Here is a 13,083-nt window from a genome sequence, read left to right as displayed (position 1 = left end):
ATATTTCGGCATATCTTTTTATCAGGCTGCTATATCTTTTATCCGGTAATTTTTATTCATCATTTCTAAGGCAAACTTCTTGCATGCTTCTATATCTTCTTTGACCAGAACCGGATATTGCTCTAGTATTTCTTCTTCTGTACTCCCATTAAATAGAAACTCCAAAATCGTCTGAGCCGTAACCCTCAATCCTCTTATCGTAGGTTTACCATTGCACAGTTCGTCATCTACAGTTATTCTCTCAAAAATGTATTCCATCTTCTATCTTTTTTATCAGTACATTTCTCTGTTATTCAGAGTTCCCATAAATCGGTTCTAACAAGATAAGGTTTTCAGATCAATTTAGTTGAATTCTAGTTAGGTCTCTATATCAACAATTCTTAATTAACCAACTAAAAATTGATTACCAGTTATTTAAACATATATTTTTATTCGATTGTACCAAATTGCCTGCAACGGCCCGGCTACGTGCTGTGCCGGATTCTAACCCGGATTATTCACGGCAAGGCATAAAAAAAGGGTATAAGTTCTTATATTAGAGTTGCTTAGCCCGGATTATTCACGGCAAGGCATAAAAAAAGGGTATAAGTTCTTATATTAGAGTTGCTTAGGCTTTAAAAAATATAAAAACTCCATACCCAAAAATGAGTAATAAAAATACGGCTTTTTATCAGAATAAAAAACAATACACCTTCGATTTTTCGGGCCAGGAAACCAGCTCAGATGGAGGCTTTAGCCTTCTGTACAAACTGGCGAGAAGATCAAAATTGATCAAAGCGTTCAGTGAGCAGGTCCCCGACCGGCGCGACCCTGAGCTGATCACTTACAGTGTTGAAGAGCTGATAATGCAACGGGTAATGCTGCTGGCTTGCGGTTACGAAGATTGTAATGATGTAGATTACCTCAGGGAAGACCCCTTGCTGAAAGCTCTAATGGATAACGGCTTGTGTTCTCAACCAACGCTGAGCCGCCTGGAAAACAGCCTGAACATGGGCGCCGTGTACCGGCTGGCTGAGTGGTGGGTTGACCGGTATGTGGCTAGTTTGCCCACTGATAAAGAGTATGTGATCATTGATGTGGATTGTACCGACGACCCTACCCATGGAGATCAGCAGGGCAGTTTGTTTCACGGCTACTACTGGCAGTGGATGCTCAATGAGCTGTTTTATATAGATGGGGAAACGGGGCAAATCATCCTGCCGGTATTGCGCCCCGGCAACGTACACTCCAATAAATGGAATGACAGGTTTTTGCGGGTAATCGCCAGGAAAATCCGCCAGCGCTTTGGGGATATTCAAATTATCGTCCGGGCTGATGGCGGGTTTTCCTGCCCTGGTTTTTATGAGGTAGTGGAGGAGCAAGACCTTGATTTTTGCATTGGCCTTACATCTAACCCCCGCCTGAAAGCGGCGGTCCGGAAATCTTATGACCGGGTCAATAAGCACTATGGGCAAAAGGGGGCCCGGCATCAAAAGTTTGTAGGGCCCTTCAGTTACCAGGCTGATTCCTGGGATAACCCTCAGCAAGTATATGCCAAAATTGAATCGACGGGCAAAGGCATGAATCTGCGTTTTATCGTTAGCAACTTTGCCGACGACGATGCCGAAGAGCTATACAAAGATTTTTATGTGCAACGCGGAGAGGCCTCTGAAAACCGGATCAAGGAAGTGAAGAACATGTGTTTTTCAGACCGGCTCAGTTGCCATCGTTTCAGTGCCAACTTCTTCCGGCTAATGCTGTCGTGCCTGGCTTATGAGTTGTTGCGCAATTTACGGGGACTGATCCGGAAAACGGCTCATGCCAAAGCCTGGGCCTGGTCGGTACAGTCTATCCGGCTATATCTGCTAAAAGTAGCTGCCCAGGTTCATGAAACGGTTCGCAGGATACACATTCGTTTTTCGCGAGCCTTTTCCCAACAGAACCTGTTCCGAGAAGTAATGATGCAGTGTTAGTGGCTCGCCAGCCAGGTGTCAACAAGGAGGGGGTTTTTTCTACAGGGGCAAGCCCTGGAGGGAAGGCTATGCCCTTGGCTCATCATTTTCGGCTTTTTTCCGGCAAAATGAGAAAAAATTCTTGGCGAAGAAAAATTAATTCTATTCCGACCGGGAGCCAAGGAGTAGTTTTGATAAAATCAGCGCGGCATGGAGTTAAAATTTAATTTCAACTCCATGCCGTGAATAATCCGGGCTAAATTTACCATTTTCGTTCCATTTCACAAATGCTAGCGCAGGCAGCAAAAGGCGATCTTGGCGCAGCCTGGCTTTTGCTGCCTGCGCGGGTTTTCCATCTCAATTTTCTTCTCGAAGATTTTTACCGGCATGGCATGTAGCCATTGTTGTAGCCAGCCGTTTTCAATTAAATATCTATATTATCAGGATTTCTCTTGGAATGGATTATCGCATGAATATTAACTACTCCACCAATAAAATCATAAATTATAATGTGATTTTTAAAATTACAGCACCTGAACCTCAATTCTCTTAATCTGCTATTCCTACATGGTGCACAAGATTCAGGATGATTTTCAAGTTTTTCGGTATATTCTACTAATTCATTCATGTATTTATCTGCCGATAATTCTCCACTTTGCTCTAAAATATAATCATGAATCTCCGCTAACATTTCCAAAGCTGAAAATGTCCAATTGACTACTGTTTTTTCGTCCAACTTTCAACTTGTTTTTTTACCTCTTCAGAAGTTAATGTATTCCCTTCTTTTACTTCTTGTCTTGAATATTCCAATACTGAGATCAAATCTTCAATAGAAATTGGGGTTCCCTCTCTTGCCAATTCACCCACTGAACCAAATGAATCAATAATTCCAAGATTCTTCAAGGATTTAATGATCTGATGGAAATCCTTTAAATTCGAAGACTTCACATTTATATAATATGTCTTGCTCATAACTTTGCTTTAACTGAATATTGTTTTACTCAATATCCAACTTTATTTTGAAATCTACAAGTTCGCTAATTTTTCTTCTTCTGTCTGGATACTCTCCAATCATCCCTATTGCCAGAAAAAATTTTATTTGGGCTCAACAAACTACAATGTCCAATGAGACTTTTGTTCCAAATAGTTTAATCGGAACTTCTTTTCATCTTTTAAATGGCTATATTTCTGATTTGACACAGCCTTCGATAGAGTTAAACACAGCTGAATCTTCCCTTAAATCAAACAAAAGTCAGAATTGTGATTTTCTTAATTTATCGGTTGGCTACAACGGCCAGGCTAGCCGCAGTACGCAGCGCAGCGGAGTATTGTCGGCTAGCCATTGTTGCAGGCTGTATTCATCATTCTTGAATTTTACACAGAAAGTCAATTTTAATATTCGTTTGTTTAAACTCTTTCATATCACCATTCTCATATAATTCGATATACGATCCTAATTCTAGATCCAATCTACCTTTCACCTTTTTATCTTCGGATATATTCAAATTTAATGTTGCCGTTGTAATCGGCATTTTTTTTATCCTATTAGGAGTATCATTCTCGTTCAATTTAAAAACATGCTCTCCATTCTTTCCAGTCGTCATTAGCCTTCCAACGATAGTAAACTCCTTTTCCTCTTTAATAATTATCGAAAGTAAATAACCAGGATCTTGAATAAACCCACTCAGATAGATTGAGAAATAGTCTTTTGGCTTTGGAAGACTTACTCTCTCCTTATCTCCCAAATAATATCTTAACCCTTCAAAGCACTCGCAAATCATTGGTGCCATATTTTTCGAATTGATTTCTTCCTCTTCTGGGTTTTTCTTTAAATCCTGTTCCCAAGATACTATACCAAATTGCACCAACGAATCTTTAGCTTCTCTTAAGTCTATTCCGAAAATCAATGAAAACCCATCTGCTAAATCTAGGTAAACATTCAGCCGCTTTAAAAAAGTCAAAAAAATACGATATTTAAGCCCATGGAACCGTCTGCCCTAAATAACCTGCTATCCAAGCTGCCGCCTGACATTAGCCAGGTGGTCAGGGTTATTGTTTCTATGCAGCAAGAAGCCATATCCCAGCGCGACGAAACGATCCGGGCATTAGAGCAGCGCATCAAAGAACTGGAAGCCCAGCTCAACCAAAACAGCCGGAACAGTTCTCGACCGCCGAGCAGTGATGGCCCTAAGAAGTCACGCACAACGTAAGCGTCCGAGCAAAGGCGTCTTGACTGCCGGTTTTCATGAATCTACCTTTGGGCAAAACCTAAAGATATGAATCCAGTCAAACGCGTACAAAAGTGGCAGGCTCTGCTGGCCGAGCAGTCTGCTTCCGGGTTAAGCAAGAAGGCATTTTGTGAACGAGAAGGTATCAATGCAGCTACTTTTTATTATTGGCAGCGCCGTCTGTCGGAACACGTTCCAGATGAAGGGGCCGGCTTCTTGCGCATCCGTCCCCGGGCCGCACACGAACCCCGGGCGGCACATGAAGTAGTAGTGTGCCTGGCCGATCAAGAGCTGCGCCTGCGCAGCGGTTCGCCAGCGACCCTGGCGCAAATCATCCAACATCTATGCCATGCTTAGTTTTTCTTCTCGACAGCGGTATTTCCTCTACGGCGGGGCCACAGATATGCGCAAGGGCTTTTCGGGGCTGAGCGGCCTGGTGCGGGCGCATATGGACCAGGAATTAATGAGCGGTGATGTATTCATTTTCGTGAACCGCCGCCGCGACCGTATTAAGCTGCTGATGTGGGATATAACAGGCTTTGCCCTGTATTACAAACAGCTGGAGCGGGGGACTTTTGAGTTGCCCCTGGCGGCCCGTGAGGGGACGGCCGAGCTAAGCTGGCCGGAGCTGGTGCTAGTGCTGGAAGGCATCGAATTAAAGTCCATAAAAAGGCGCAAAAGATACCGCCACGGTGCCTGATTTTGCTACCTTTTTCGTATCTTTTCACCAATGAAAGCAACCGTTTCCATAGCAGAACACGAGGCCGTTTTGGCCGAAAATGCGCAACTCAAATTCCGTTTGGAGAAGTTGGAGCGTATGCTGTTTGGGCGTAAGAGCGAACGCTTTGTAGCGGATGCTCCACCGGCCGGACAGCTCAATATGTTCGCTGCCGGCCAAGAGGCCGAAGCGGAGGGGGCGGAGATGGCCCCCTTGCGGGAAAAGATCAGCTACGAGCGCAATAAGCCGGTGGCAAAAAAGAAGCATCCCGGGCGCACACCGCTGCCGGAGCATTTCCCGGTAGAAGAAAAGGCCCTGGAACCGGAAGAAGATACTACGGGCATGGTGCGTGTTGGCGAGCACATCACCGAGTATGTGGAATATACACCGGCGGAGCTGAAGGTCATCCGGTTGATCCGCCCCAAATACGCCAAGCCCAATACGCGGGTGGATGAAAACACCGAGTTTGTTTGTGCACCGCTGCCTAGCCGCCCCATTGAAAAGAGTATTGCCTCGGCTAGTCTGCTAGCTCACATTATTATCAATAAATATATTGATCATTTGCCTTTTTACCGGCAGATCCAGCGTTTTAAGCGCAATCATGACTGGGCGGTCCACAAATCAACCATCAATAGCTGGTTTGTAGCCGTTTGCACCCTACTCAAGCCGCTATACGAAGTCCATCGCCAGCAGATATTGGAACAGGCCTATCTGCAAGCCGACGAATCAAAAATAAAGGTCTTGACCAAAATCCTCAAAGACAAGAACGGTAATCGTATCAAAGTAGATACCCGTAAAAAGGGCAGCAAACAGATGCTGGGCTGGATGTGGGCAATACGTAGCCCACAGACCGGGCAGGTGCTGTTTGTCTATGAAGATAATCGTGGCCAGAAGGCCGCCAATACTGTATTGAGCGGCTTCCAGGGCGGCTTTTTACAGACCGACGGACTGGGCTCCTACAACCAGATCGCTGCACGTGCCGATGTAGAACGCCTGGGCTGCTGGGCACATGTGCGGCGTAAGTTCTTCGAAGCACAGGGCAATGATAAAAAACGAGCCCAGCATGCTCTGGGACTGATCCAGCAGATCTATGGCCACGAACGCAAAACCGCAGAATATACCCCCGAAAAACGTAAGGCCTATCGGGAAGAGCATCTACTGCCTTTGTTCCAGGAGTTTAAAGACTGGCTGGATGAGCAATGCGTCTATGTCACCCCCAAAAGTGCAATGGGGCAGGCCTTCACCTATGCCCAAAACCAATGGCCCACTTTAGTAACCCTATTCCAGGACGGCCGCCTACTCATCGATAATAACCATATCGAAAACAAAATCCGGCCTCTGGCCTTGGGCAGAAAGAACTATCTCTTTGCCGGGTCCCACGAAGCCGCTCAGCGGGCCGCCATGATCTACAGCTTCATGGCCAGCTGTAAGGAACATCAGATCAATCCTTACCAATGGCTTAAAGACACCCTCGATCGTATCCCTGATACCAAGCTCTCCGAACTCAACACCCTAATACCCAGCCCCCAGTGGAAACCGATGGAGCAAAACACGTAGTTGCTCGGACGCTTACCGCACAACAACCCAAAAAAGCAAGAAAGGCAGGAAACCCGGTGGACAGCCAGGGCATAAGGGCACTACTTTGAAGATGGTGCCCAGCGCCGAGGCGAAGATTGAGGACCATTACCCAAAGGCTTGCTCTGGTTGCGGCGCAGATTTATCGGGGCAGCCAAGCTTGGGGTTTGACCGCCGTCAGGTCTTCGATATCCCACCAATTGAGATACAAGTCACAGAGCACCGTGCACACCGCGCCAGCTGTTCCTGCTGTGGGGTGCGCACGCAGGGGCTCTTCCCCGCCGAAGCTACAAATAATGCGGTGTACGGCCCCAACCTGCGGACATTTGCCAGCTACTGCATGTCCTACCAATTGCTGCCTTACGGACGCACGGCAGAACTGCTGTCCGATTTTTTAGGGCAGCCAATAAGCGAAGGGACGCTGGACAATATGCTTTCAGAGGCTTGCTGCCAACTGGACAGCTTCAGCGAGCAAATAATAAGGCGCTTTCAACAAGAGGAGGTAGCCGGCTTTGACGAAACAGGCGTGCGCGCGCAAGGGCAGGCTTATGCCCATGTGTCCAGCGGCAGCGCCCATACTTACTTCTTTCTTGGAAAGCGGGGCTATGCTACGATGGACGAAATGGGCATCTTGCCAGGTTTTAAAGGCATTGCAGTGCATGACCGCTACGCTAACTACTTCGGCTATGACTGCCAGCATAGCCTGTGCAATGCCCATTTACTGCGCAACTTACAAGCCGTCATTGACGAGCATAATGATTACTGGGCCCGGCAACTGCAGGAACTGCTCAAAAACATCAATAAAGCAGTAAAACGGGCAAAAGCGCAAGGCAAAGATGCGTTTTCTTCCAGCCACTGCGCACAGTACCGCCAACGATACATGACCTGGGTACAACAGGGGCTAAAACTGCACCCTGCTATAAATGGGGATGGCACAAAAGGGCCGCCTAAGCAAACCAAAACCCACAACCTCCTTATGGCCTTAAAAGAATATGCCAGCGAGGTGCTCCGTTTCCTGTACGACTTCCGGGTCCCTTTTGACAACAACAGGGCGGAGCGGGACATAAGGATGCTAAAAGTGAAAATGAAAATATCCGGTTTCTTTCACAGCATAGAGACTGGCAACCGCTTCCTGCGTATCAGGGCTTTCTTATCCACAGCCACTAAACAGGGATACTCCGCTTTTGAGGCCATGAAGAAGCTCTTCACTGGCCAAACTGAGCCATTCGTATCGAATTTGGTCTGGGGCGATTGATATACCGGCTGAATGGTTACATACTGATACCCTCATTTATTTTATTGCTCGTAAAATCAACTTAACCCAATGAAAATCATTCAATTATTCTCCTGCTGAATCTATTCAATGCACCTGCGAACCCTTAAGATTCAATCTTATTCGGGCATGAAACCTTATTTGCTCATTGATTTTCATTTACCGGTTGATTTTCATAAGCCCCCTGGACGCGGACTCCTTTCCTGATACCGTTTTTATTTCCATTCAACCGGGCCGCGGTAACTCTTGATCTAATTTTTCAATTCGGGCTATCCCAATTCTCCTAAACCAACTATAAAACTGTAGAAACTTCATTTGCCCCGCCTTAAAAGACTTTTCTCCAATGGACTAACCAATTTAAGCCCAGTTTCTGAAAATTTCTACTCGGGCATTTTCCATTTCCAGGCGGGGAGAATCCTTATTTCAAATTCTTACTGATACCTTTCATTAGTTGCGCGATTGTCTGTGAACGGCCCGGCTACGTGACGTGCCGGACTCTAAATTTACCATTTTCGTCTCAATTCACAAATACTAGCGCAGGCAGCAAAAGACGAAACTGGCGCAGCCTGGCTTTTGCTGCCTGCGCGGGTTTTCCATCTCAATTTTCTTCTCGAAGATTTTTACCGGCATGGCATGTAGCCATTGTTGGGCGCTTCCATTTTATTCGTCGTAAACCTAAAAAAGCGACCGGTTTACCAATTCTGGATACTTCAAAAGGGCCGTTTTTACCGATTTCTCAATCATTTTGAACCGATTCTCTAATTCTGATGATCTCAAATTGATCTTGAAAACTGATCTCAATTTACCGGTTTCAAATTCTTGATCTTGAAAGTCAATCTCTCTAATTGATCCAAATTTCTAATCTCCAGTCTTCAATTTGATTCATCTAAATTTCAGTTTTTCAGGTCGATCTCAAATTCAAGTTGGCCAATTCAATCTACTGATTTTCAATCTCTAAAATTTCAACTTGATTCTCGACAACCCGATTCAATTTGATCAGACTCTTATTCGGTGAAAGGTTCAAATCCTTGACCTTATCCCCTATTCAATTCGATGGTTTACCCAAATTCTTGATTTCCCGTATTGAGGCCCTAAACGCAAAATCTCTCCAAAAAACTCGATTTCCTTTTTCGATGACAGGGAGCGGATATTGTTAAGGATCTCAATTATTCGGGACAACGGATTACCCGATAAAACAACTCTATTTTCCTTTTTTGCCTGCCTAATTGGGCTATACATTCAATTGACCGTAACAAACAAAACTCGGGTTGCAAAAACCAATTACTCCCGATTTTAAAAGGCAGGCTTTCTACCTAATCATTTGTTTATCAGTTTTTTATTCCCAAAATGGAGTGCGCCCAACGGCCCGGCTACGTGCCGTGCCGGATTCTAAATTTACCATTTTCGTCTTAATTCACAAATGCTAGCGCAGGCAGCAAAAGACCAAACTGGCGCAGCCTGCTTTTGCTGCCTGCGCGGGTTTTTCAATTTCCATTTTCCTCTCGAAGATTTTTACCGGCATGGCATGTAGCCATTGTTGGGCGCAGGGTCTAAATCTTTATTATTTTTTGAGAAAAAATTTGATTAGAAGAAACAACTTGTATAAAGTAGACTCCTTGTATTAATTCCTCTAAATCAATTTGATTGTGGTTGAATGGTAATTTTCCAACTTTAATTATTTTTCCCTGCCCGTCGATAACTCTATACTCAAAATCATCAGAGTCCGTATTTTCAAAACTGATATTTAGAGTATTTCTCAACGGATTGGGATATACTTTAAAAGATGGAGTTGAAATATTATCCAGGCTAGAAACAGTAGATTCAATAATTCTTTTGAATGAATAAAATTCTTCTTTCGAAAATACGGTATGTCTATTCCCAGCACTCCAAGTTAATACACCAAAGTTGGTGTAAGAGACGTCATTATCAATGCTTATCATAGGACTTCCGCTTTCACCAGGAAAACCTACAACTTGATTTACTCCAACCAAGTTAGAGTTCACATTTCCAACAAGATCAAAAGTGCCATACTGATAATACAATGTATCACCATTAAATTCATCAGAAAAATTTGGGAAAATATTAGGATAGGCAAACTTGTAGTAAACTTTGTTTATGTAGTCATTTAATTGTTCAAAGAACCCTATTCCTAACCAACCTGTAGTTAGGCCTATGTTATCATCAATCTGAATAACTGCTAAATCAGGATCGAGATCCCATTTTTCAAAATGGAAAACTTTAGAAGCATATCTACATGAGAAAACACTTGAAGGTTCACCATTGTCATATGCGGGGCAAACAAGAATAGAGTCATATAAGAGAGAATCTGGATTATTTGAGGATAAACTAAATAGGCAATGTGCAGATGTTAAAATTTGATTTTTACCAATAAATGCACCGGAACAAATACTGGTCAAGGAATCATTCTGATTGGCAAAAATCTTGACTGAGGTTCTAAATGGGTAGGAATTAATATCGTATTGGTCAGCAACTTTCACCCTATTTGTAAAGTTCGTTTCGGGGATAACGTTTTCAAATGGCGTAGAAGTTGGCAGAATAACTGTAGGATAATCAGCGCTTCCAATATAATGTGATGTACTATCAGCTGTTAAGTTAGGTAAGTTATCCAGTGTATCTATAAAGGAAATCTCATTATTGAGTAAATCATGTACCATTAATCTCTTTTGTTGAGAGAATACCAAAGTAGAGCTTATTGAGAAAACGAAGAGAATAGTTAAACTTTTCATACGTGCTAGTTGATTTATGATTTGAGTAATGATATCGTAGAAACGATTAATCATCTCCTATATTCGAAAGTGCCTATATTTAACAGTCTTAAAAGTTATGTTTCTAATACTTTGAAATATTAAATTTAGGAGTCGTTTCCTGTATCGTTTATTTTGACTGCCTTGCGCCCAACGGCCAGGCTACGTGACGTGCCGGACTCTAAATTTACCATTTTCCTTTCATTTCACAAATACTAGCGCAGGCAGCAAAAGACAAAACTGGCGCAGCCTGGCTTTTGCTGCCTGCGCGGGTTTTCCATCTCCATTTTTCTTTCGAAGATTTTTACCGGCATGGCATGTAGCCATTGTTGGGCGCTTCCATTTTATTCGTTGTAAACCTAAAAAAGCGACCGTTTTAACGGTTCTGGATACTTTAAAAGGGCCTTTTCTACTGATTTTTCAATCTCATTGAATCGATTCCCTAATTCTGATGATCTCAAATTGATCTTGAAAACTGATCTCAATTTACCGGTTTCAAATTCCTGATCTTGAAGACTAATCTCCCAAATTGATCAAAATTTCTAATCTCCAGTCTTCAATTTGATTCGGCTAAATTCCAGTTTTTCAAGTCGATCTCAATTCAAGTTGACCAATTCAATCTACTGATTTTCAATCTCTAAAATTTCAACTTGATTCTCGACAACCCGATTCAATTTGATCAGATTCTTATTCGGTGAAAGGTTCAAAATTCTTGATCTCCTACCCTACTCAATTCAACGGTTTACCCAAATTCTTGATTTTCCGTATTGAGGCCCTAAACGTAAACTCTCTCCCAAAAACTCAATTTCTTCTTTCGATGACAGGGAGCGGTAATTGTTAAGGATCTCAATTATTCGGGACAACGGATTACCCGATAAAACAACTCTATTTTCCTTTTTTGCCTGCCTAATTGGGCTATACATTCAATTGACCGTAACAAACAAAACTCGGGTTCCAAAAACCAATTATTCCCGATTTTCAAAGGCAGGCTTAATCTCTAATCGTTTGTTTATCAGTTTTTTATTCCCAGAATGGAGTGCGCCCAACGGCCCGGCTACGTGACGTGCCGGATTCTAAATTTACCATTTTCGTCTTAATTCACAAATGCTAGCGCAGGCAGCAAAAGGCGAAATTGGCGCAGCCTGGCTTTTGCTGCCTGCGCGGGTTTTTCAATCTCCATTTTCCTCTCGAAGATTTTTACCGGCATGGCATGTAGCCATTGTTATGGGTTGCCGCTTTATTCTTTTCACCGTTTCAAAAAAAGGGCCCATTTCAAATTCTGGATAAACCAAAAGGCGGCTGTTCAATTCTTTTCAACTGATTTCAATTTGCTGATTTTCAGTCGATTCAATTTCAAAATCTTGATTCTTTAATTTGATCTTCTTGAATCTAAAATCAACCAAAAATCGGACGATAATCAATCTGGTTCAGGATTCAGGCCTCAATTTCCAGAAGATTCAACCTGATTTTTGATCTCTTCAATTTACTGGATTCAATCTCCCAAATTCATCAAAATTAGTTTCAGGTTCTCCAAATCTTGAGTTTTTGATCTCTGATCTTAGATTGTCAAATTGATTCAATCAACGTTCTCCGTTTCAAAATCTCCAGATTCCTGATTCCCAAATTCTGTTTTTGGACGAAATTCTGATTCTTGGTTTTTATTCAAAAGCCGCCTAAACTCAAACTCCTTCTGAAAAAACCAATATCATTTTTCAAGATGGGCCCGGTTAATCTTAAGCATCCAAATTTTTCGTTTTCTGCCCGATTCACCGTAAAGAATACAATACTCGACAGGGCATTTACCCGCCTTTTTAAATTTCAATTGCCCGATTTGAAAATCAGTTCTCGATTTCCGGACAATTACCCGATTCTGAGTTCCATTTTTGAGGCGGGACAATTCATACTTTCAATTCCATAGAATACCAATTCTGATGCGGTACCCCATAACGGGAACGTGCAGCCGCAGTACGTAGCGCAGCGGAGTATTGCCGGCTGCACTGTGTTCACAGCATTCGCGTTTTATTCGATATTGCCAAAATAAGCGGCCATCTCTCTATCTTCGAAGACGAGAAAGGGGGCTTTTCCCAAATTTATCCAATTTATTCGTTGAGGACAAACCAATTTTCGGGCGTAACAGCTAACCTCATTTGTTTTATCGCCCGTAAAAACCAACTTAACCCAATGAAAATCATTCAATTATTCTCCTGCTAAATCTATTCAATGCACCTGCGAACCCTCAAAAACCAATCTTATTCGGGCATGAAACCCATATTTGCTCGTTGATTTTCATTTACCATTTTGATTTTCATAAGCCCCCTGGACGCGGGCTCTTTTCCTGATACCGTTTTCATTTCCATCGGACGGGGCCGCGATAACTCTTGATCTGATTTTTCTATTCGGGCTATCCCGATTCTCGTAAACCAACTAAAAAACTGTAGAACTTCTCATTTACCCCGCCTTAACAGACTTTTTCTCCAATGGACTAACCAGTTTATACCCAGTTTCTGAAAATTTCTACTCGGGCATTTTCCATTTCCAGGCGGGGAGAATCCTTATTTCAAATTCTTACTGATACCTTTCATCAGTTGCGCGA

The 13,083-nt window shown here is 43.1% G+C and carries 9 protein-coding genes and 2 pseudogenes; 6 read left to right on the top strand and 5 right to left on the bottom strand.

From position 1 onward, the window contains the following. Positions 1–21: 21 nt before the first annotated feature. Complete coding sequence (locus ACO08I_RS25130) at positions 22–258, bottom strand: DUF433 domain-containing protein (protein ID WP_147168000.1); 237 nt, start codon at positions 256–258, stop codon at positions 22–24. A 386-nt stretch (positions 259–644) separates the two neighbouring features. Between ACO08I_RS25130 and ACO08I_RS25125 the strand changes: the two genes are divergently transcribed. Then, a complete protein-coding gene (locus tag ACO08I_RS25125) occupies positions 645–1,952 on the top strand; it encodes an IS1380 family transposase (RefSeq protein ID WP_421947473.1) in 1,308 nt (435 codons plus the stop codon). Between the two features lie 403 nt (positions 1,953–2,355). Here the strand turns inward: ACO08I_RS25125 and ACO08I_RS25120 are convergent, their stop codons facing one another. From ACO08I_RS25120 to ACO08I_RS25110, 3 genes are all read right to left on the bottom strand, one after another. Next, positions 2,356–2,667: a type II toxin-antitoxin system RelE/ParE family toxin gene (locus ACO08I_RS25120; protein ID WP_421947472.1), complete on the bottom strand. Its 312-nt coding sequence runs from the start codon at positions 2,665–2,667 to the stop codon at positions 2,356–2,358. After that, on the bottom strand, positions 2,649–2,903 hold the full coding sequence (locus tag ACO08I_RS25115; protein ID WP_421947471.1) for a hypothetical protein: 255 nt from the start codon (positions 2,901–2,903) through the stop codon (positions 2,649–2,651). Before ACO08I_RS25115 ends, ACO08I_RS25120 begins: the two co-directional genes overlap by 19 nt. A gap of 389 nt (positions 2,904–3,292) precedes the next feature. Then, positions 3,293–3,892 carry a hypothetical protein gene (locus tag ACO08I_RS25110; RefSeq protein ID WP_421947470.1) on the bottom strand — a complete coding sequence of 200 codons (600 nt, stop codon included), beginning with the start codon at positions 3,890–3,892 and terminating at the stop codon, positions 3,293–3,295. Positions 3,893–3,991: 99 nt separating this feature from the next. Between ACO08I_RS25110 and ACO08I_RS25105 the strand changes: the two are divergent. The 5 genes and pseudogenes from ACO08I_RS25105 to tnpC (ACO08I_RS25085) all read left to right on the top strand — a co-directional run. Then, positions 3,992–4,120, top strand: a pseudogene (locus ACO08I_RS25105) (DUF6444 domain-containing protein); the annotation flags it as partial. A gap of 87 nt (positions 4,121–4,207) precedes the next feature. Beyond that, positions 4,208–4,516: an IS66 family insertion sequence element accessory protein TnpA gene (gene tnpA / locus ACO08I_RS25100; RefSeq protein WP_421947417.1), complete on the top strand. Its 309-nt coding sequence runs from the start codon at positions 4,208–4,210 to the stop codon at positions 4,514–4,516. Beyond that, positions 4,509–4,859 carry an IS66 family insertion sequence element accessory protein TnpB gene (tnpB, locus tag ACO08I_RS25095; protein WP_421947416.1) on the top strand — a complete coding sequence of 117 codons (351 nt, stop codon included), beginning with the start codon at positions 4,509–4,511 and terminating at the stop codon, positions 4,857–4,859. The genes tnpA and tnpB overlap by 8 nt, the downstream gene beginning before the upstream one ends. Positions 4,860–4,889: 30 nt before the next feature. Further along, complete coding sequence (tnpC, locus tag ACO08I_RS25090) at positions 4,890–6,434, top strand: IS66 family transposase (RefSeq protein ID WP_421947415.1); 1,545 nt, start codon at positions 4,890–4,892, stop codon at positions 6,432–6,434. Positions 6,435–6,507: 73 nt separating this feature from the next. Beyond that, positions 6,508–7,707: pseudogene (tnpC, locus tag ACO08I_RS25085) on the top strand (IS66 family transposase); the annotation flags it as partial. Between the two features lie 1,568 nt (positions 7,708–9,275). Here the strand turns inward: tnpC (ACO08I_RS25085) and ACO08I_RS25080 are convergent. Next, positions 9,276–10,472 carry a T9SS type A sorting domain-containing protein gene (locus tag ACO08I_RS25080; protein ID WP_421947429.1) on the bottom strand — a complete coding sequence of 399 codons (1,197 nt, stop codon included), beginning with the start codon at positions 10,470–10,472 and terminating at the stop codon, positions 9,276–9,278. Between the last annotated feature and the right edge of the window lie 2,611 nt (positions 10,473–13,083).

This window comes from Phaeodactylibacter xiamenensis, from assembly GCF_965229835.1.
Lineage (GTDB): Bacteria > Bacteroidota > Bacteroidia > Chitinophagales > Saprospiraceae > Phaeodactylibacter > Phaeodactylibacter xiamenensis.
Note: the sequence above shows the minus strand (reverse complement) of the source record. Positions and strands in the feature narration are given on the sequence as shown.